The sequence below is a fragment of the Myxococcus sp. CA056 genome, assembly GCF_013336715.1.
In the GTDB taxonomy this organism is placed as follows: Bacteria; Myxococcota; Myxococcia; order Myxococcales; family Myxococcaceae; genus Myxococcus; species Myxococcus llanfairpwllgwyngyllgogerychwyrndrobwllllantysiliogogogochensis.
In genome coordinates, this window is record NZ_JABUMT010000002.1 from 55888 (window position 1) to 76447 (window position 20560).

Annotated in this window: 17 protein-coding genes; 9 read left to right on the top strand and 8 right to left on the bottom strand. The window is 67.8% G+C overall.

Annotated elements, in window-relative coordinates; all coding sequences use genetic code 11:
* Positions 1 to 78 precede the first annotated feature (78 nt).
* The 4 genes from HUA76_RS07970 to HUA76_RS07985 form a co-directional block, all read right to left on the bottom strand.
* Positions 79 to 1146: a fatty acid desaturase family protein gene (locus tag HUA76_RS07970; RefSeq protein ID WP_174458177.1), complete on the bottom strand. Its 1068-nt coding sequence runs from the start codon at positions 1144 to 1146 to the stop codon at positions 79 to 81.
* Between the two features lie 329 nt (positions 1147 to 1475).
* Entirely contained in the window at positions 1476 to 2777 is a 1302-nt protein-coding gene (locus HUA76_RS07975) for a cytochrome P450 (protein ID WP_174458178.1), read from the bottom strand.
* Between the two features lie 453 nt (positions 2778 to 3230).
* Positions 3231 to 3641, bottom strand: coding sequence for an STAS/SEC14 domain-containing protein (locus HUA76_RS07980; protein ID WP_141642806.1), 411 nt, complete (start codon positions 3639 to 3641; stop codon positions 3231 to 3233).
* A gap of 155 nt (positions 3642 to 3796) precedes the next feature.
* Positions 3797 to 4216 (bottom strand): STAS/SEC14 domain-containing protein, encoded by a 420-nt coding sequence (locus HUA76_RS07985; RefSeq protein ID WP_141642807.1) that lies wholly within the window; start codon positions 4214 to 4216, stop codon positions 3797 to 3799.
* A gap of 237 nt (positions 4217 to 4453) precedes the next feature.
* On the opposite strand from HUA76_RS07985, the gene HUA76_RS07990 reads away from it, so the two are divergent.
* The 4 genes from HUA76_RS07990 to HUA76_RS08005 all read left to right on the top strand — a co-directional run bounded on the left by HUA76_RS07990 (position 4454) and on the right by HUA76_RS08005 (position 7985).
* Positions 4454 to 5740, top strand: coding sequence for an ABC transporter substrate-binding protein (locus HUA76_RS07990; RefSeq protein WP_174460497.1), 1287 nt, complete (start codon positions 4454 to 4456; stop codon positions 5738 to 5740).
* 49 nt (positions 5741 to 5789) lie between these two features.
* Positions 5790 to 6689: a carbohydrate ABC transporter permease gene (locus HUA76_RS07995; protein ID WP_141645859.1), complete on the top strand. Its 900-nt coding sequence runs from the start codon at positions 5790 to 5792 to the stop codon at positions 6687 to 6689.
* Positions 6686 to 7498, top strand: a complete 813-nt coding sequence (locus tag HUA76_RS08000) for a carbohydrate ABC transporter permease (RefSeq protein ID WP_174458180.1) — start codon at positions 6686 to 6688, stop codon at positions 7496 to 7498. The genes HUA76_RS07995 and HUA76_RS08000 overlap by 4 nt, the downstream gene beginning before the upstream one ends.
* A gap of 73 nt (positions 7499 to 7571) precedes the next feature.
* On the top strand, positions 7572 to 7985 hold the full coding sequence (locus tag HUA76_RS08005) for a hypothetical protein (RefSeq protein ID WP_174458181.1): 414 nt from the start codon (positions 7572 to 7574) through the stop codon (positions 7983 to 7985).
* A gap of 25 nt (positions 7986 to 8010) precedes the next feature.
* On the opposite strand, the gene HUA76_RS08010 is transcribed toward HUA76_RS08005, so the two are convergent.
* Complete coding sequence (locus tag HUA76_RS08010; RefSeq protein WP_174458262.1) at positions 8011 to 8340, bottom strand: DHCW motif cupin fold protein; 330 nt, start codon at positions 8338 to 8340, stop codon at positions 8011 to 8013.
* A 362-nt stretch (positions 8341 to 8702) separates the two neighbouring features.
* On the opposite strand from HUA76_RS08010, the gene HUA76_RS08015 reads away from it, so the two are divergent.
* The gene (locus tag HUA76_RS08015; RefSeq protein WP_246137490.1) at positions 8703 to 9545 is read left to right on the top strand and encodes a hypothetical protein; all 843 of its coding nucleotides are present in this window, start codon (positions 8703 to 8705) and stop codon (positions 9543 to 9545) included.
* Between the two features lie 76 nt (positions 9546 to 9621).
* On the opposite strand, the gene HUA76_RS08020 is transcribed toward HUA76_RS08015, so the two are convergent.
* A complete protein-coding gene (locus tag HUA76_RS08020) occupies positions 9622 to 10578 on the bottom strand; it encodes a hypothetical protein (RefSeq protein ID WP_174460473.1) in 957 nt (318 codons plus the stop codon).
* A gap of 468 nt (positions 10579 to 11046) precedes the next feature.
* Here HUA76_RS08020 and HUA76_RS08025 point away from each other — a divergent pair, with 468 nt between their 5' ends.
* On the top strand, positions 11047 to 11829 hold the full coding sequence (locus HUA76_RS08025; protein WP_174460498.1) for an N-acetylmuramoyl-L-alanine amidase: 783 nt from the start codon (positions 11047 to 11049) through the stop codon (positions 11827 to 11829).
* A gap of 420 nt (positions 11830 to 12249) precedes the next feature.
* Positions 12250 to 17028 carry a DNA/RNA non-specific endonuclease gene (locus HUA76_RS08030; protein ID WP_174460499.1) on the top strand — a complete coding sequence of 1593 codons (4779 nt, stop codon included), beginning with the start codon at positions 12250 to 12252 and terminating at the stop codon, positions 17026 to 17028.
* A gap of 45 nt (positions 17029 to 17073) precedes the next feature.
* On the opposite strand, the gene HUA76_RS08035 is transcribed toward HUA76_RS08030, so the two are convergent.
* Together HUA76_RS08035 and HUA76_RS08040 are read right to left on the bottom strand one after the other, a co-directional pair.
* A complete protein-coding gene (locus HUA76_RS08035; RefSeq protein ID WP_174458184.1) occupies positions 17074 to 17727 on the bottom strand; it encodes an SDR family oxidoreductase in 654 nt (217 codons plus the stop codon).
* A gap of 109 nt (positions 17728 to 17836) precedes the next feature.
* Complete coding sequence (locus HUA76_RS08040; protein ID WP_254614100.1) at positions 17837 to 19048, bottom strand: phosphatidylserine/phosphatidylglycerophosphate/cardiolipin synthase family protein; 1212 nt, start codon at positions 19046 to 19048, stop codon at positions 17837 to 17839.
* Between the two features lie 142 nt (positions 19049 to 19190).
* Between HUA76_RS08040 and HUA76_RS08045 the strand changes: the two genes are divergently transcribed.
* Positions 19191 to 19733: a DUF2378 family protein gene (locus HUA76_RS08045; protein WP_141645851.1), complete on the top strand. Its 543-nt coding sequence runs from the start codon at positions 19191 to 19193 to the stop codon at positions 19731 to 19733.
* 37 nt (positions 19734 to 19770) lie between these two features.
* Positions 19771 to 20430, top strand: a complete 660-nt coding sequence (locus HUA76_RS08050) for an exopolysaccharide biosynthesis protein (protein ID WP_141645850.1) — start codon at positions 19771 to 19773, stop codon at positions 20428 to 20430.
* Positions 20431 to 20560 lie beyond the last annotated feature (130 nt).

Below are 20560 nucleotides of genomic sequence, written 5' to 3' on the forward strand. Positions count from 1 at the left end.
CGCGGGGCCCCCACCCCGACGGTGACTGACAGCGGCCAACGCCTCGCTCGCCAGGGCGATGCGTGCGTCGTCACGAGGCTACGAGTGCAGCGGCATCCTCACGCCCGAAGCCGGAGTCGGCGTCGGCGTGGTGGCGGGCAGGGCCTCCGCGACGGTGGCGGGCTTGCGCGTCAGGTACTTCACCAGGCTGTTGTGCTTGCCCAGGTACGTGTCGAAGCGGTTCACCCCGTCCTCGAGCATGCCCGCCTTGTCCAACTCCTCGTGCATGACAGGCAGGTTGTAGAAGGGCACGGAGGGGAAGGCGTGGTGCGTGAGGTGGTAGTTGCAGTTGAGCGGCGCCACGAAGAAGTTCTCCAGCAGCGTGCCCTTCACGTCGCGCGTCTCGCGCGTCTCGTCGCCCTTGATTTCGGCGTCCAGCGGGTGCTCGCCCAGCGCGCGCATCCGGAAGAAAGCCATCATCACCGTCGTCGTCGGCAGCACCCACAACAGCAGCCAGTGCAGCCACGCGCCCGTCATCACCAGCGTGGTGAGCAGCGCGGCGACGTAGATGACGTAGCGCACGTGCTCGGCGGCGGAGACCTTGGGCTTCGCGCCGCCCAGGAGCCGGCCCCAGTACGTCCAGGGCAACACCACCTTGAGGTGGTTGGGCGCGTACAGGCCCAGTGCGTCGCCCATGAACACCGCAGCGGCGCGCATCGGCGTGCGCGGGAAGTGCCAGGACGGGTCCTGCTGCATGGAGGCCCAGTACGGGTCCTTCGCCGTGTTGACGTGGCGGTGGTGCTCCATGTGCTGGTGCCGGTAGCCCGCGGTCGTCATGTTCAGCGGGAAGGCGCACAGGAAGTCGGCCACCACGTCACCCACCTTCCGGTTCGACAGGAAGTGGTAGTGCGCCGCCTCGTGCATCAGCGCGAGCATCGCGTGCTGACGCGTGGCGATGACCAGGGCCGCGATGGGCCAGGCCCACCACCGGTCCACCCACACCACCGCGGCAAACGCCGCGACAATGACGAGCCACTGCGTGCCGAGCGCCCACAGCGCCCTCACGTTGCTCACACGGGACATCTCCCGGGTCATTTTCGCCAGCGCCTGCCGGTCGACGCGCCGCGCGAACTGCACATCCGCTTCGTCTATGACCTCGGCGTACATGGGGGGCTCCTTCGTCTTTACGAGCAAGCAGGGTATTCCAGGACTCTTTCTCGCAAGAACGGCCAGTATGGCAAGAAATTTCTCTCTGTAACGTACGCACGCCCGTTTCAAACAGCCAAGTGAAGTCCGCCGAAACCCCATGAGGGTCGACAGTGACTCCGACTCTGGCCGGAAGCCGGGTGCGAGTGGACCGCTTGTGGGAGGCACGGGTCCACTGAAGTCAGGGCCCAGACATGCGCCGGGCCCTGGAGACCGATGAAGGTCCGCAGGGCCCGGCTCATGACATGGATGGGGAGGCGCGGGAAGCGCCGATTTCCCGGAGGCGGTGGCTACGGGATTGCCGGAGACGGCGTCCACTCCACCTTCAGGTGCCGCATCTGGCGCAGGACGATGCTCTGCCAGGTGCCGTGGTCCTGGTTGGGGACCATGCGCGGGTCTTCCAGTGCGTCCAGGAGGACGTTGGTGGTGATTTGCGCCTGGAGCCGGGCCAGGGGCGCGCCCAGGCAGAAGTGCGTGCCACGGCCGTAGGTGAGGTGCTGGGGCGGCTTCTCGCGGTCCACGTCGAGCTTGTTCGAGTGGGGGCAGAGCGACTCGTCCCGGCTGGCGGCGGCGTACAGCATGAGGAGCCGTGAGCCCTTGGGCAGTTGGACGCCGCCGACCTCCACGTCCTCCAGGGCGGTGCGAATCATCGCGTGCTGGACGGAGTCGTAGCGGCAGCCCTCCTCGATGAACTTCGGGACGAGCTCGCGGTTGTCCCGCAGGCGCTTCCAGAGGCCGTGCTCCAGGGCGAGCTTCCAGGTGTTGGACATCATCGCCGTGGTGGACTCGTGGCCGGCGGACAGCATGGACGCGCCAATGGCCATCACCAGCTCGTGCAGCGTGAGCGCCTCGCCGTCGGCCTCGATTTCCACCAGGTAGCTGATGAGGTCTTCCTGGGGTGCCTTGCGCCGCTCCTCGATGAGCTGGATGCAGTAGCGCTGGAACTCAATCACGCCGCGAGCCATCTCCGGCTGCTTCTCCGGCGGGACGTGCTCGAAGGTGAGCTGCTGCCAGTCCGCGCTCCAGCGTTTTATCTTCCAGACATCCTCCTGCGGCACGCCCATGACGCCGAGGATGACGTGGGCGGGCAGCGGATAGGCCAGCTGCTCCACCAGGTCCGCGTGACCTTCCTGCGCGAAGCGGCCCACCAGCTGGCGCGCCATCTTCTCGATGAAGGGCGCCATGCCGGAGATGCGCTGCGCGGTGAAGCCCCGGTTCATCAGCCGTCGCAGGCGGGTGTGCTCCGGCGGGTCCATGCCCAGCAGCACGTGGGCGATGGGAAAGCCCTGCGCGAGGATGCCCTTCGCCTCCTCCGTGAGGTGGGTGCCGCTCACCAGCATGTCCCGGTTGGAGAAGCGCGACGTGTCCTTGAGTACCTGGAGGACGTCGTCGTTCCGACTCACCAGCCACATGCCCAGCATGGGGCTGAAGCTGACCGGCTCTTCCTTGCGCAGCTTCTCGAAGAAGGGGTGGGGGTTGTCGACGTGCGGCCCCGCGAAGGGGTTGTACTGCGCCCCCAGGTGAGGGCATCGCGAGGCGGGGGCGTGGGCCGGAACACCGGTCTCTTCCTGCTTCTGAACCGTTACGGGCATGGCGTCACTCGTCAGTTCGAGCGCGGGCCCCCCCAGCTCACCGCTCGGACAAAGGATGGTTGAGGCATGGGGCACAGCCGGCTTCCGGAGCCCTGACTTGGAATACCGGGCGCGATGGGGGCTCCAGAATGACCGCCTATACCTCAATTTCCCGGGTTTATGCCAGTATGGTGCGATTTTTTTAGTGAAACTGGTCTCTTGTGACACCACGAAGGTTTAGTATTTATAGAATCCGCCTGATTCCGGAGGGTTGGCCGGACGCACGGACGTCGCATCGGCTTGGATTGTGAGAAATCCAGCAGGCACCAGGGGTACGGGGAGCGCGTCCTCGGAGAGGAAACAGCGCTCAACCCGGTTACAGGCGCGAGCTGGGCCCGGGGGGGCGGCGGGGCCCCGGAAAGGGGCCACCGCGAAGGTTGAAGCAGACGACGGAAAAAGGCGGACCGGGTGCGCTCAGCCGCTCTTGCGGAGGTTGGCGCGGCGCTGCTGTTCCACCCAGGCGTGGGCCTCGGCCATCGTCTTGACGAACTCCGTCTTGAACTCCGACTTGCCCGTCAGGAACATGCCCAGCGAGATGACCTTGCCAAAGGTCTGCTGGACCATGTCCGCGCCGACGTAGACGCAGCCCTTGAACCACTCCGCCTTGCTGTTGTCGGACAGGTACCGGCGGGCTTCCGCCTGGAGCTGCGAGTTGCCGATATCGGCAATCATGTAATAGCCGCCGCTCTTGGCGACCTGGCCGTAGATTTCAACGGCCCGCTTCATGTCCTCCAGATTCAGCATGCCGCTGAACACGGCCACCACCAGGTCCGGGGCCTCGTGGCGAATCTGGTGGGCACCGAACTTCCATTCCTGTTGCTGCATGGGCGCTCCCTTGGGCTGACGACACAAGCATACCGCCCGTGGCAACAGGGAGCGAGAATCCAGTCTTCCCTCCCAAACCAGGACTTTCGGAGGGGGCCTGGGTCTGGAAGGAGACAGCGGGGGTGTCAGACTTCACACAGCCCGTGAAGCGAGACTCAGCCGGCCTTTCGCTGGGAGCGAGCGCGGTTCTGCTGGACCCAGGCGCGGGCGTCGTCGAGCGTCTTGACGAAGGTGGTCTCGAAGCTGGACTTGCCGGTGAAGAGCATGGCGAGGGAGATGGCCTTGCCGAAGGTCTGCTGGACGATGTCGGCGCCGACGTAGACGCAGCCCTTGAACCACTCGGAGCGGTTGTTCTCGGACAGGTAGCGGCGGCCGGCGGCCTCAATCTGGGAGCGGCCGATTTCCGCGAGGATGTAGTAGGGGCCGAGGACGGTGAAGACCTCCTTGTAGATTTCGGAGGTGCGCTTCACGTCGTCCATCGTGATGGGGCCCTCGAAGGTCGCCACCGCGATGTCTGGCGGCTCGATGCGAACCCGATGCGCGCCGTACTTCCACTCCCGAGCCTTCTCCACCATGTCATCCCCCACCCAGAGGTCCAGTCTGTCGGAAGGATAACGCCCGTTCCCGGGGTGAAGGCAAACGGACGCCCTGGGTTTGGTCCCTGGAGTTCCAGAGGGGCGTTTTTCTCCAAATGGGCACGAATTACCCGACGTGGGGCCTCCGACGTGCCGGTGGGGGTGTTGGGGTGAGAACCGTGGGTCGTCGGAGTGGGTTGACGGTGGGGTGGAGGGTTGGAGACATGCCGGGCACCCATGGTCCGCTCGTTCTTCGTCGTGTTCGTGTTGGGTGTCGCGGTGCTGTCGGCGGGGTGCCGGCGGGGCGGCTCGGGCTCGGACGAAGGGCGTGATGGGGCGGGGGCCACGCGGCTGGTGCTGAAGTACCAGCCGCTGTGGGGGCCGCCGGAGCCCTTCCGGGCGTTGCTGGCGGGCTTCGAGCGGGACAACCCCGGGGTGACGCTCGTCACGGAGGCGCTGCCGAACTCCTCCGATTTGGCGCACCAGTTCTTCCTCACGTCGTTGGAGGGTGGGGCGAAGGACTTCGACGTGCTGGTGGCGGACGTGGTGTGGGTGCCGGAGTTCGCGCGAGCGGGGTGGATAGCGGACCTGTCCGCGGAGTTCCCGCCGGAGCGGCTGCGCGCGGAGTTCCTGCCGGGTCCGGTGGAGGCGGTGGTGGTGGAGGGGCGGACGTACGCGGTGCCCTGGTACCTGGACGTGGGCGTTCTGTACTACCGGACGGACCTGGTGCCTCGGGCGCCGCGCACGTACGCGGAGCTGGAGCGCTTCGCGCTGGACGCGAAGGCGAAGGTGCCGGGCATCCAGGGCTTCGTGTGGCAGGGCCGGCAGTACGAGGGGTTGAGTTGTAATGTCTTTGAGGCGCTGTGGGGGCACGGCGGGGACGCGATGGGGGAGTACGGGCGCGTGTTGTTGGAGACGGAGGCGGCGCGCGAGGCGCTCGCGTATCTGCGCGGGTTGCTGGTGAGTGGGGTGTCACCGGAGACGGTGATGGGGTTTGGGGAGGAGGAGGCGCGGCGCATCTTCCAGGAGGGGCGCGCGGTGTTCATGCGCAACTGGCCGTATGCGTGGAGCGAGGCGCAGAAGGAGGGCTCGCCCATTCGCGGCAAGGTGGGGATGGCGCCGTTGCCGACGGTGAGTGGCGAGCCGGGATTCGGGACGCTGGGTGGGTATCAGCTCGCGGTGAACGCGCACGTGTCGCCGGAGCGGCGGAAGCTGGCGGCGAAGCTCATCTCACACCTGACGTCGCCGGAGGCGAACCTGGTGCTGGCGGTGCATTACGCGCGCAATCCGCCCCGGGCGTCTGTGTATGACGATGCGAGGTTGAAGGAGAGCTCGCCGTTCATCGCGGGCCTGCGGGAGATGGCGGAGCGCGCGCGGCCGAGGCCGGTGACGCCGTACTACAACCTGATTTCAGATGTGTTGCAGAGCGAGTTCTCCGCGGCGGTGGCGGGACTGCGCTCGCCCGAGGCGTCGCTGAAGCGCGCGCAGAAGCAGGTGGACCATTTGATGGGGGAGGGGCGATGAGCGCGGGGGCATCGGGCGGACGGGTACGGGGCTTCGAGGAGGCGGCGCGATGACCTCCGAGGGGCGAGGGGCGCGTGCGAGGGGCTCGCTGGAGCGGGAGCGGAGGCAGGCGTACTGGTTGGTGGCGCCGGCGGTGCTGGTGCTCGCGGCGGTGGCGCTGTATCCGATTCTCGCTGCGGTGTGGCTGAGCCTGCACCGCTTCATCCTCGTCTTCGGTGAGCGGCGTTTCGTGGGGTTGGGGAACTACGCGTACCTGCTCGGGGACGCGAGGTTCTGGGCGGCGCTGGGGAACACGGCGTACTTCACGGGGGTGGCCGTGGGGGTGGAGCTGTTGCTCGCGGTGCCGCTGGCGCTGTTGCTGCAACGCGCGTTTCCGGGGCGAGGGTTGCTGCGCGCGGCGGTGCTGGTGCCGTGGGCGATTCCCACGGTGGTGAGCGCGAGGCTGTGGGCGTGGATGTTCAATCCGGACTACGGGCTCATCAACCGCCTGCTCCTGGGGAGTGACATCAACTGGCTGGGCGCGCCCGGGTATGCGCTGCACGCGGCCATCCTCGTGGACGTGTGGAAGACCACGCCCTTCGTGGCGCTGCTGGTGCTGGCGGGGCTGCAAGGCATTCCGGAGGACCTCTACAAGGCGGCGCGGGTGGACGGTGCGTCGTCGTGGCGGACGTTCCGCTCCATCACCTTGCCGCTGTTGAAGCCGGCGTTGCTGCTGGCGTTGCTGTTCCGCTCGTTGGATGCGTTCCGGGTATTCGACGCCATCTACGTGCTGACGGAGGGAGGGCCGGCGAACACGACGGAGACGCTGAGCATCTATGCGTACAAGACGCTGATGCGCTCGGGAGACTTCGGGTACGGGAGCACGCTGTCGGTGGCGACGTTCCTGTGCGTCGTCGTGCTGGCGGCGGTGTGGCTGCGATTGCTGGGGCGGCAGGAGGAGGCGCGATGAGACAACGCGCGGGCCTGGGGACGGCGCTGGCGGTGGTGGCGTTCCTCACGTTCTTCCTGGGGCCGTTCTTCTGGCAGGTGCTGACGAGCCTGTGGCCGGATGGCGAGCTGACAAGGCCGTGGCCTTCGCACCTGACACTGGAGAGCTACGTGAGCGTGCTGTGGGGGAGGCCATTCTTGCGAGTGGTGTTGAACTCGCTGGTGGTGGCTGCGCTGACGACGGTGTTCTGTCTGGTGATTGGCTCGGCGGCGGCGTTCGCCCTGGCGAAGCTGGAGTTTCGAGGCAAGGGGTTGCTGTTGAGCGCGGCGCTGGCGGTGAGCATGTTTCCGCCGATTGCCACGGTGAGCCCGCTGTATCTCATCCTGCGCGCCGTGGGCCTGAGGGACAGCCTGGTGGGACTGGCGTTGCCCTATGCGACGTTCGCGATGCCGTTGACGCTGTGGGTGCTGACGTCGTTCTTCCAGCAGCTCCCGGATGAGCTGTATCGGGCGGCGCGGGTGGATGGCTGCACGCCGTTCCAGGCGTTCCGCCGCGTGTTGTTGCCCCTGGCGGCGCCGGGGCTGGCGACCACGGCGATTCTGGTCTTCATCTTCGCGTGGAACGAGTTCCTGTTCGCGCTGACGTTCCTGACGACACCGGAGAAGAGAACGGTGCCCGTGGCCATCAGCCTGTTCGCCAGCGAGTACCGCGAGCCATGGGGCGAGATTGCCGCGGCGTCCGTGGTGGCCACGCTGCCCCTGGTGGTGCTCACCGTGCTGTTCCAGCGAAGAATTGTGTCGGGACTCACGGCGGGCGCGGTGAAGGAGTAGGTGGAGGCTCTCTCGTGACTGGTTGGCGGACTCCTTGCAGTCCGGTGAGGACCGAGGCTGGAGAGCCACATCCATGGAAAGACACACATACCGGGTCGCCCTGGGCGTCATCTTGTTCCCTGGCCTGTGCTGGGCAGAGGTGCTGGACAAGCAGCTGGCCCCCTGGGAGCCCGTTCCGGTCATTGCGACTGTCATGATGTCCGCGCTCTGTGCGCTGCTGGTGCTGTGGCGCCGAGACGGACTGTGGCGCGTGGCCTGTGCACTGTCGGTCCTCTGGGTCTTCGTCTGGCTCCAGAACGACTTCTTCAGCGCTGACGTCGGCCCGATGCTCCGGGCCGAACTCTCTTCGCCCGAAGCGCGGGCGTACCTTGTTCTCTTGCTCGTCGAGACACTGCTTCCCTTCATCGTGACGCTGGGGGGACTGATGCGACGGCGCCTGCTCCCACGGGTGGGCTTGAGCTTGTCAGCATGCAAGCCTCGCATGTGACGCCGCCAGGGGAACACTCGCGACGTCAGTCCACGATGAAGAGTCTGGCCCCTGTCTCTGTCGATGAGCGGTGGGCCCCGTCGTCGTCCGCGACCTGGTAGCTCATCATCGGCCCGAGCTCGAAACGCCGTCCGTCCTTCAGCTCCGTGAGCAGCGTTCCCTCGAGCACGAGGAGGATGTGGCCGCGGCTGCACCAGTGGTCCGCCACGTATCCGGGTGTGTACTCAACGAGCCGGACCCGGATGTCTCCCGCCTGGAGAGTCCGCCAGAGCGCCTTCCCAGAGACCCCCGGGTGCTCCGTTGGCTGGAGCGCGCTCCAGTCCGTCGTGCAGAAGGGAATGTTCGAGATCTTCAGGAACGGCTCCTTTCAGAAACAGGGCTCGTGCGGCACGGGGGCGGCTGGGCCTTCACTCTACAAGGTGTTGGACGGACGGCTGCTGCCGAAAGGCGTTGAGCACCGGCCCACCGTGCAACCCCTGCAACACCGAGCAGCACTTGCACGGACCTCCTCACGAAACAGTGCAAGACCTGCATCATCCCCACGTCCACGGTGCCCCCAATCCCTTGGCACCCGAGTTGCTCTGCGTGTCCCCGCTCCGTGATGAAACAGGTCCGCACCCCGCGGCCCGCGTCACGGGGACACCGTCGGCGTGCCCTGCGCGCACCACCGCGCTCCAGTACGCCTCGGCGACTCACTCACAAGGAATGGGCCCACTCATGCACTCGATGTGTTCACGACAGGCCGTGCGCAACCTGCTGTTCGCACTGCCACTCACCGCCCTCACTGTCGGCTGCGGCGGCGAGCCCCTGGAGCAGCCCACGGACACCGCACCCGTGGCCGGTGACGAATCCCCGGCGCAGGTCGAGCAGGGCGTCGCCCTCGGCGGCACGTACTGGTGGGGCACCTCCACCAACGGCTTCACCTCCACCGCCATCGGCACCGCCACCAACCGCACCTGCTTCCTCTCTGGCGTCCAGGGCAACCTCGTGCCGCGCGTCACCGGAAGCTGGAGCGGCACCGGCACGTTCATCAGCGGCGGCAACTGGACCGTGTACGTCAGCCAGAACAACAGCAAGGCGCTCTCCACTGGCATCCAGTGCCTCGCCACCGCCGCCAACCGGACGGCCGAGGTGTCCTGGTACCAGGGCTCCGCCGCGAAGCTCCTCGGCGCCGCCACCGCGCAGCGTCGCTGCTTCCTCACCTCCATCGAGGCCTCTGGCGGCTTCAACTCCAACTCGGACTATGTCCGCGTCTGGAGTGACGGCCTCAACTGGTACCTCGGTGGAAACCTCGCGGGCGATGGTGGCGGCAGCGCCGTGTGTGTCGACGTGCCCGAGAACCACGGTGGCTGGCTCTGGGTCGCTGGAGATCCGGGCGGCTTCACCGAGAACCTCGCCTACAACCCCGACAGCGTCGCCTGCCTCCTCTCCGGCATCGGCGGCCACTTCAATACCAGCAGCTACACGGACGGCGTGAGCATCGACTACAACGCCGGTACCCGCTTCTGGGAGATGACCGTCGTCAATGGCAAGCGCGGCTGGGGCAACTGCGTCAAGTAACCCCTGCCCACGACTCCAACCCACGCAACGCCCGGCATCCGGAGCTCACCGCCGATGCCGGGCGTCCTGCCCGCGACTACTTCGCGTCCAGCGCCTCTGCCCAGATGTCCTTCACTCCGCCGATATCGTCGAACACGCAGTGTCCCGCTCCCGCGATGACTTTCTCCGCCAGCGGCACCTCGAACCTGCGGTACTCCGTCATGCTGGCCCGGATGTCCGGGAGATACTCATCCTGGTCGCTGTACAAATAGAACAGCTTCGTCGGTCCGCGCAGCTCGGGCCGGGTGCTGTCCCAGTCCAGCGCGCCACTCCACGGCGCCTCGCCGCCACACCCCAGCGCGTAGATGCCGCGATAGCGACTGCCGTACTTCGGCAGGAAGCTCGCAGTGAGGAACACCGAGCCCCCCGAAGACCCGCCGAACAGGATGGGCTCGTTGTTGAGGTCCCAGCGCTTGCGCAAGGTGTCGATGACCTCCGTCAGCGCCCGCGCATTGTCTCCCGCGACATCCCGGTCCGCGGCTGTCGCGGTGTCCGTACACGTCGTCAACGAGGGCTTCGTCCACCACGCGCACTTGTTCGGCGCGAGCGCTGACACATAGAGCGTGTCGTGGTCGAACGCCCACGGCGCCTGCAGGCGCGGCGCCGTGTTTCCCGTGTGCGCCCGAGCCCCGTCGCCATGCAGGTAGATGGCCAGGTTCAGCGGCACGGGGACGATGCCCGCGCGAGGCTCGACAATCTTCAGCTCGACGCCCGCCACCTGCGCGACACAGAACGTATACGTCTGGTTGGTGTCGTCCACCACCGTGCCCGTCCTGTCACACGGCAGCTTCCCCGTGCCGTGCGAACTGCCCGCATCCGTCCAAGGCCCAGGCCCCGCATCCGAGCCCGCATCCGTCCCGGCATCCGAGCCCGCATCCGTGTCATCCGGAACGCCCGCGTCCGCGCCGGCATCCGTCGGCGGAGAAGGGTCGGGGTCATCCGAGCATGCAGCGAGGGACAGCGAGAGCAGGGCGGCGATGAGGAGACGATGCATGGGGTGTCTCGATCGAAGAATGAGCAGGGGCCCACGCTACCGCGTCCACGTCAAAACGGCGCCCAGACCCGCCACTGTGTTACCCATGCCATGTTCGGACAACACTCAGCGCGCCCGTGAGGTCGTGCTCGCCTGGGCCTGCTCGGCCAGCGAGACGGTGGGCGTCGCGAGCAGGGAGCGACGCGCGCGGCCACTGTGCGGCCAGCTACAGGTCCACGGCGCTCGCGATGGTGCCTGTGGCTGATCCCTGGATGTGTGGTTCCGCCGCGAGGCCATGGCGCGAAGGCGCCGCCGAGGACCTCGATGGGCCGCCCGCGCATTACAGCGTCGCCGGCCTCGAACCGTGAGGTGGTACCGGGAGGAACTCCGGGTGGGTGCGGGGTTCTTTCTCTCGAAGAAACCGCAACTGGGAACACCGGGTGCGCGATAACCCAGTCACGTCGTTGTTTTCCCTGGAGACCACACCCCATGGTTGCTCCGCTTCAGCGCTTTGTTCAGAACACCCTCCTGCGTCCCTTCAGGTCCGAAGAGCCGCGTCCGCCTCCTCCGCCTCCCCAGCCGACGGCGGGCCCTACGCCGAAGCCGGTGGACAGCTTCGAGCAGCCGAAGGCCGCGCGCCCCACGCCCTCTCCGAGCCCGGGCCCGTCCCCCACGCCGCCGCCCGCGCCCGCGGCGCCGCAGCCGCTGACGCCCATCTCCACGGACCCCACCAACCCGACGCCGGAAATGGTCGTCCGCCCCTCCAAGAACTTCAATGACAGGCCCGCGGGACAGGACATCGACTCCATCGTCCTGCACCACACCGCGGACCCCTCGGATGAGAGCAGCTTGGAGACGCTGACGGGCAAGCCCACGTCGTTCATGGGTTGGCTCGAGTCCAAGTACAAGGACGTGACGGGGCGGGGCGACGTCAGCTCGCACTACGTGATTGGCAAGGAAGGCACCATCTACCAGCTCGTCGGCGACGAGAAGCGCGCGTGGCACGCCGGTGAAGGCTCGCTGCCGGGCAAGCCGGGCGACGTGAATGATCGCTCGATTGGCATCGAAATCGTCAACGAGGGCGACGGCAAGGACGGCTACACCGAGGCCCAGTACAAGGCGCTCGAGCAGCTCGTTCCCTACCTGGCGAAGCGCTACGACGTGCCGGCGGACAACCTGGTCGGTCACAAGGACATCACCGACAAGAAGCAGGACCCGTCGCCCAACTTCGACTTCGACCGCATCCGCCGCGCCACCGAAGCGAAGAACTGACGCGCGACTTCGACGAAGTCACCTCGGGTCCGGGCGGAGTCTCCGCTCGGGCCCGAGGTGTTTCCGGAGGCGCGCGCGGCGGGCACTCTGTTCGGGCTCCCACGTTTCGCACTGCGAATCCGTTCGCCTGGTTGGTTTGATGTGGCTCCCAGAATTCTGGTGAGACCATTCCGTGGGCAGGCGAGGCCCACATGTCAGACATTGCGGGGTGGCTGGTTTTCACCGCGTGTCGCTGCGAGGCGTTGCCGCGCGTCCCTGCCAGTCTTTGCTCTGCATGCGGGCAGGCCTGTTGGTATCTAACGCCTGTTTCCGGATAGGACTCATTCAGCAACTATCCAGACCCCTCAGGAGTGTCGGAGGAAATCGTTTTCTCATTCCTCCGATAATGAGGGGTCGGTTCTGACGAAAAGGGGATGTTCCATGGGCGGTCTGTCACCTACGGGTGGTGGTTCTGGAACTTCGAGCGCTGCAGCGGCCGAGGCCGCGCGTCGCGCCGAGGAAGCTCGGCAACGAGCAGAGGAAGCGCGCAAGGCCGCGGAGGCCGCGCGCAAAGCCGCCGAAGCCGCGCGCAAGGCCGCGGAGGAAGCACGCAAGGCCGCGGAGGCCGCGCGCAGACAGCAGGCCGCCGCGCAGAAGGCCGCCGCCGACGCGCAGAAGAATGCGCAGAAGCCCGGGCAGAAACCGGAGGATGCCCAGAAGACGAAGACGGCCGCCGCCAACGCGGAGAAGGCGAAGCAGGCCGCCGCGCAGAAGGCCGCCGCCGCGGAGAAGCAGCTCCAGGCCGCCGAGGAGAAGGTCGCCCTCACCGCGAAGAAGGCCGAGGAGGCCATGGGCAAGGCGAACACCGCCGCCACCCAGGAGAAGAAGACTCCTCCTTTCACGCAGAAGGACATCGACAGCGTCAAGCCGAAGAAGAACGAGCTTGTCTCCGCGTTCGAGGGCTCCAGTCGCACGGCCGAGCTGGAGAAGCTGCTCGGCACCACCGCTCCCCCGAAGGCCGAGGTCCCCGCGCCGAAGCCCGTGGACGGGTCGCCCGCCTCGCTCGACGCGGTGGATGCGAAGGACGTCCAGGACGCCTCCAAGCTGGCGGACGGACAGAAGTTCACCGACCCGTCCTCGGGCGCGAACTACGACGTGAAGAAGAACGCGTCCACCGGCGAGACGGTGCTGTCCGACGCGAAGAGCGGCAACACCGTCACCATCAAGCCCGATGGCAGCTACACGTCCACGGTGACGGCGAAGGAGTCACCGAAGGAAGGTGGCACGAGCGAGACGACGTGGACGAGGTCGTCGGATGCGCAGGGCAAGACCACCAGCCTGGAGTCGCGCAAGAGCCAGACGACGCAGAGCCCGGAGACGGGCGCCACCACCACCACGTCCACCACGAAGTACAACCCCGCTACGGCACTGCCCCAGTCGCGCTCCGAAGAGGTGCGCATGGAGAAGCCCTCGGCGGCGCTGGTGGGACGGCCCAACACGCCCCAGGGCCCGACGACGGTCACGACGGACACGGAGTTCAACGCGCAGGGCCTGCCCGCCAAGCAGGTGAAGAAGACGGAGATCCACACTCCGGGCTTCGACGCGAACGCCGTCAGCGACTTCGAGGCGAAGCAGGGCAAGGCCCTGAACGACGCCTCCAAGGGCGAGGACCACCACGACACGAACCGGGACCCCACCACCCTCAAGCCCGGCGAGTCCAGCCTCACGCTGACGGAGGAGACGCGCTTCAACGCGCAGGGCGAGCCCGCCACCTCCACGCAGAAGACGGAGTCGGTGTCCACGCAGCCGCTCGCGTCGGACAAGAACGGCAACGGCGTGCAGGTGGCGCGCAGCCAGCAGGAGGTCACCTACGGGCCCAAGGACGCCGCGTCCACCGACTCGCTGCCCGCCCTCACCAAGCAGACGCAGGGCAACATCACCAGCAACACCACCGTGACGGGGTATGACCCGGACGGCAGCCGCTTCGACGACGGCTACGCGAACCGGACGCAGACGGTGTTGAACTCCTCCGGCACCGTGGGCCCCGACGGCCAGCTCCAGATGAAGCACGAGCCCACGCAGGTGAAGAGCCTCCAGGAGGCGGACGACAACCGGTGGAAGTACGACCACGTCGAGTTCGAGACGGGCGCCGACGGCAAGGTGGCGTCGGGCGCGAAGCCCAAGGAGCTCGACAAGGAGCGCCAGCTCCCCTGGTACCAGGACGCGAAGGACTTCGTCACCGAGGGGCTCGGGGACCTGGCGGGCGCGGCGGGAGACTTCGCCAAGGACGCGCTGGGCTTCGCCAAGGACGCGGTGCTCAAGCCGATTGATTACGTCATCGACCAGGTGACCGCGCCCATCGAAGGCGCGGTGGCGGACGAAATCAAGAAGCTCAACAGCCCGGGCGACACGCTGACGTTGAGCGGCAACCTCGACGTCAAGGTGGGCCTGAAGGCCGGCATCGAAGGCGAGGTGGAGGTCGAGAAGACGGCCGACGGGAAGTACCAGCTGTCGGCGGAGGTGACGGGTGATGTCGGCGTGGGCCTGGTGGGCTCGGCGTCGGTGTCGGCCGGTGGCCGCATGGAGATGACGTTCGACACGCCGGAGGAGGCGGCCAAGGCGGCCGTCATCCTGGGCAAGGGGCCCGCGGCGCTGGCCTCCGGTGGAGAGGACCACAAGTTCCTCCTCGACCACCTGTCGGCGATGGAAGTGAACATGGGCGCGGAGGCGGAGGCGGGCCTCGGCGGGAAGCTGGGTCCGGCCAGCGCGGAGCTGTCGGCCAGCATCGGCGCGACGGCGAGCTTCCGGGTGGAGTTCGAGAACGGCAAGCCCACGCATCTGGTGCGGTCGCTCGAAATCGAGGGCTCCGGCGCGGCGAGCATCGCCGGAGGACTCAAGGGTGACGCGGGGCTCAACATCGGCGGAGAAGTCACCGGCTCCGTGAGCCTGGAGACGAAGATTCCGTTGGATGCCAGCAAGCTGGACGCCAAGGACGTGCTGGCGTTCATCGCGAGCCCCGCCACCGCGGCGTTCGCGGGGCCCGCGGAGACGAGCATCTCCGTGTCGGGCTCGGTGGACGCGGGGCCCGCGGGGAAGTTCTTCACCGCGGAGATCAGCGGGCTGAAGGGTGAGCAGCTCCAGCAGGTGACGAAGAACCTGATGGACGGCAAGTTCGACAACGCCTTCGACGGCCTGGACCTGGAGGCGAAGTTCACCTCGGGCTCGTTCAAGGACCGCGAGCTGGGCGTGGGCGCGAAGCTGGGCGTGGTGGACTTCGAGGTCAACGCCCGCCACCGCGACGTCACGGCCGAGGGCGCCAACGGCGGCGCGGGCACCACCGTCAGCGTCGGCGGACGCAGGCGCGACGGGACGTCGGGGAGCAACGGCTCCAACGGGTCGAATGGCTCGGATGGCACCAACGGCTCGACGGGGAATACCGGCACCACGGGCGGAACGGACCGGCCGGGCACCACGACGACGGGCACGAACAATCGACCCGGCACGACGACGGGCACCGACACCCGGCCCGGCACGACGGGTGGACCCGAGCAGACCGGGCGTCCTCCCCAGAACACGGTGGAGAATCGTCCCGCGCCCACCGAGTACCGGGTGAACCCCGCGACGGGACAGCTCATCCCCGTGCCCCCGACGGCAGGCCCGTCGCGCACGGACCGGCCGGGCGCCACGACGCCCGCGCAGACGCCCGAGGTGGGAACGGACAACACGGGACGTCCCCCCGTGCCCGTGGTGCGCAACCCCGAGCTCCAGGGTCGCACGACGCACGTGCGCTACGACGACGGCAGGGTGCGCATCGAGGCGGGCCCGGAAGCGACGGCCGAGGACATCCAGGCGCACATGGAGACGGCGCGGGTGCTCCAGCGCTACGAGGGCGCGGTGGGCAAGGCACGCCAGCTCATCGACAAGGTGAAGCAGGCCATCACCGGCATGCCGGGCTACGGCAGCCAGGGCTTCGAGTCCCGGCTCGAGGTGCAGAAGCTCTCCAACATCCTCCGGAGTCTGGAGGCCGCGCAGGCGACGCTCAATCAAGGCATCGCGGGTGCCACGGGCAATCAGACGCCGGCCACGGCCGCGCAGCTCGCGGACATGGAGCGGCAGATTGCCAGCGTGGAGAGCCAGCTCAACGCTCATGCGGCGCAGGTGGACTCCCTGACGACCGGCCGTGGATACGTGGCGCGCGAGGATGATGTCTCGCCTGTGACGGACCCGGACGAGCGGCTGCCTCAGGGCGTGGCTCCGTGGGTTTCGGACATCCTTCCCCCCCACATCCGGCCCAGCAGCGTGGTGACGGGGGGACTGCCAACGAACCCCAGGCCCAACACCGCGTACTGGGACGGCCAGACGCTGCAGGTGACGAACAGTCAGCGGCAGGTCGAATCCGTCGTGAACCCCGAGCGCATCAGCCAACTGCCGGCGGGGGTCCCACCCTGGGTGGCTCGAGCGCTTCCGCCCAACATCAATCCGGCGGATGTGAGGAGTGAGAGCAGCAAGGTCACGAATGGGGACAAGCTCAACAGCAAGTTGGGCAAGCCACAGCCCAACACCGCGTACTGGGTGGATGGACGCTACCTCTACGTGACGGACAGCCGGGGACGGGTGTCCTCCGTCGAAGGCGACCTCTACCTCGTGCCCGACCAGGTCCGCAGCGAGTCCGCGCAGAGCAGAGGCAACAAGGAGTACCTCGTCGACAAGAATGGCCGACGGGTTCCCCTCAAGGTCCAGACGCAGGTGGATGGCCGGACGGTGCAGGAACACCTCAAGTACCGACACGACGAGGGCGGCCACCTCATTGGCGCTCAATTCGGCGGACCGCCTGAGTTCCTCAACTACGTGCCACAGACCCGGTATCAAAACGGCTCTGTGACGAATCGCTCGGACGACCCTCGCACGCGTCTGAATGACGAGAATGCTCCGCCGGGTACGGGTCCCCAGTTCTTCCGCAACTGGTATGAGTTCGAGGCGGAGATGGCCAGGCACCTGGCGGCGGGAGACTCCGTCCGAGTGCGAATCACGCCTCAGTACGTGGGCGATCAGACGAATCGTCCGAATGAAATTCGGGTCGATGCCGTCCTCACCTCCAACGCCAACGGGACGACGGAAGTGGTGCGGGGTGACTGGCGCTTCGATAACTCCACCCGGATGGACAACTTCGAGCGCGAGAGGCCGGACGAGGACCCCCCGGAAACAGCCACCACGCCTTGAGGTCTCGGTCATCGCCCTGCCTGGATGGAGGGCGATGAGCCGGGCTCACGCGCCGGCCGCCGCCACCTCCTGCCACAGACTGTCCCCTTCGAGCACCGTGTTCAGCGGTGCTCGCTTCTGGGCGACATGCAGCAGCACGGCGGCCAGCTGGTCCAGGTGGATGGGCCGCAGCCCGCCCAGCAGCGGCAGCTTCGAGAGCGTGCGCAGCAGCGCGGGCGGGCGGTGGTACTCGCCCTCGAACGCGGGCGGGCGCACCACCGTCCAGGGGATGCCGCTCTCGCGCACCAGCCGCTCCGCTTCCGCCTTCGCCTTCAAGTAGGCCCCCACCGGCCGGCCCGCGCCCACCGAGCTGAGCAGGACAAGGTGGTCCACCCCCGTGCGCTTCGCCGCCTCCACGAGCTGCCGCGTGGTGCCGATGTCGCTCGACTCGTACGTGTCCCCCGACGCGAAGCGCTTGCGCATCGTGCCGATGAGCTGCAGCACCGTGGTGCTCCCCTTCATCGCCTCCGCCAGCGGCTCGCCGCTCGCCAGTTCGACGACGGCCTTGCGCGGCCAGCTCCGCGCCGGCTCGGTGTCCGCGCTCTTGGGGCGCACGTGTGCAATCAACGGCACGTCGCGCGCCAGGGCCTGCTTCACCACGTTGCGCCCCGTGGCGCCCGTGGCTCCGGCGACGAAGAGAAGGCGGGATGGCTGCGTCATGGCGGCGGCTCCAGCGGCGGGAAAGGGTGGCCCCTCTTCAGCACACTGTCGCGAGGCTGCCCAGTCCACCCACGAAGCGACGCCGCCTATCGGACGTGTCGCGCCGCGCTCAGCGCCGCGCCTGCCCGGAGTCACCCACCTCGCGCGCGTGCGTCAGGTCCTCCAGGAAGAAGGCCTCCATCTGCTTCGCGGCGTCCAGGTCCTCCAGCACCAGCGAGCCCTCCTCCAGCACGTTGAAGGACAGCGGGTCGTAGTTGATGGAGCCCACCAGGACGAGCCGGTCATCCACGAGCATCGTCTTCGCGTGCATCATCGACGGCTGGTATTCCCAGACGCGCACGCCCGCCTCCAGCAGCGACGAATACGTCGCGCGCTGCGCCACGGTGATGATCTCCTGGTCGTTGAGGTCCCCCGGTGCCAGCACGCGCACGTCCACCCCCGCGCGCGCCCGCTCCTGCAAGAGCTCCGACAGCGGCCCGTTCGGCGTGAAGTACGACTGGGCAATCCACAGCCGCTTCGTCGCCGCGCGCACCATCAACTGCGTCAGCCGCTCCGCGCGCGTCACCTCGGGGTTCGCGGTGCTGCCCACGAAGGCCGCCCAGCCCGCGCCCGCGTCGTCGAGCCCGGGCACCGGCTGCGCCAGCGTGGGGAAGTCGCTCACGGGCAACAGCTCGCCCGTCGTCTCCTGCCAGTTCTCCGCGAACGCTTGCTGCATCTGCTCCACCACCGGGCCCACCACGCGCGCGTTCGTGTCGCGCCACTCCTCCTCACGCAGGCCCTCGCCCAGCCACTCGTCCTGAATCGCCAGTCCGCCGGTGACGCCGACGCGGCCATCCACCACCAAGAGCTTGCGGTGGTTGCGCGCCAGGTTCTCGTCCGCGGGCAGCGGTCGGAACAGGTGCGCCCGGCAGCCCGCCGCCTCCAGGCGTGGCTTCACGTCCGTCTCGAAGCCCGCGCTGCCCAAGGGGTCCACCATCACCCGACACGCCACCCCCGCGCGCGCCCGCTCGGCCATGGCCGCCACCATCCGGTCCGACGCACGCCCCGGTCGCCAGATGAACATCACCAGGTGCACGGAGGAGCGCGCCTTGCGAATCTCCTCCTCCATCACGTCGAACACGGCGCCGTTGTTGGCCCACGTCAGCCGGTTGCCCGGCGCCATGCGCACGCCCACCGTCTGATACAGCGCCACCGCGAAGTCCGGCCCGTGTGAGCCCACCTCACCCGTGAGCTGGAACGGCTTCGGTCGCTCCTCCGTGCACGCGACGGGGCACCCCGTCAGCACCCACGCCGCCACCACCCAGGCCATCCACCCGCGCATGCGCCTTCGAGATAGGCACGCGCACCCCCTGGGTCATCCCCGAGGACGAGACAGATGTTCACCAGTGGATGTTTCAGTTCCCGCGAATTCGGCAACCTGCCGGATGCGGAGCGCTGTGTCCTGTGTCTAGCATCCGCCCGCCTTGGACACCCGCGAGCCTCTCGTCTTCCCCCAGAGCTTTGAAGGCCTCATCCGCGCGCTGGGAGACCAGCTCGATGAGCGCTGCGTCGGCCGGCTCAAGCAGGTGGGCATCGACACGAACGGACGGCTCGCCCCCGCCTATCCGCTGGAGGTGTGGCTGGGCGCGCTGAAGGTGGCCGCGGACACGCTGGCGCCGCAGATGCCGCTGGAAGAGGGCGCCGTCGTCGTGGGCCGCCGCTTCGTCGAGGGCTTCGGCTCCACGCTCATCGGCAGCGCGCTGCTCACCACCGTGCGCCTGTTGGGGCCTGAACGGATGCTGGCGCGGATGACGCGCAACCTGCGCACGGGCACCAACTACCTGGAGGCGTCACTGGAGCCTCGGGGGCCCGGGCGCTACGCGCTCACCTGCCGGCCCGTGGTGGTGGCGGGCTTCTATGTGGGCCTCTTCCTCGCGGGACTCGAGGCCAGCGGCGCTCGTCACCCCTCCGTGCAGGTCGTTCGTCGGGAGGGCGAGGAGGCGGTGTACGACATCGCCTGGAGCTGACCACGGGCCGGCCGGTCGTGGTAGTCAGCGGGCGTCCATGTCCACGCCCTCGTCGTCCTCGCCCTCCGCTCAGTTCTCCGACACCCAGACCCAGTTGTCCGCCACGTTGCGGTCCCTGGCCGCGCGGCTGCCCGAGTCGCTCACCGTGCGCGAGCTGATGCAGTCGTGTGGCGAGCAGGGCCTGCTCCTCTTCTGCTGCATCCTCACCTTCCCCTTCCTCCTGCCCGTGTCCGTCCCGGGCGTGTCCACCGTGTTCGGCGCGCTCATCGTCCTCATCGGCGTGGGCGTGACGTTCAACCGCGTGCCCTGGCTGCCGCGCAAGCTGATGGACAGGAAGCTCGCGCGCGCGTCGCTCCAGCCCGCGCTGGAGAAGGGCGCCGACGTGTTCACCAAGGTGGACCGCTTGAGCAAGCCGCGGCTGCTCGCGCTCACCCACGGCGCCAGCACCAACCGCTTCAACGGCTTCATGCTGTTCGTCGCCGGCGTGCTGCTGATGGCGCCGTTCGGCCTCGTGCCGTTCAGCAACACCCTGCCCGCGCTGGCCGCGCTGTTCTTCGCCATCGGCATTCTTCAGCGTGACGGTTACGCCATCCTGGCGGGCCACGGCATGACGTTGGGCACCATCGGCTACTTCGGAGCCCTCATCTTCGGCGCCATCCAGGGCGGCCGGGGCCTGGCGAGCCTCATCGGCCGCTGAACATTCCGGCAGGCGGGCCCTCCTACCCCGGAGGGCAATGGGAAAGGCGCCCGGTGCCGGGTGTGTAACAACCCGTGTATCACCCGGGTGAAAGCAACCCCCCGGATAACCTGAATCTTCGTTATCATGC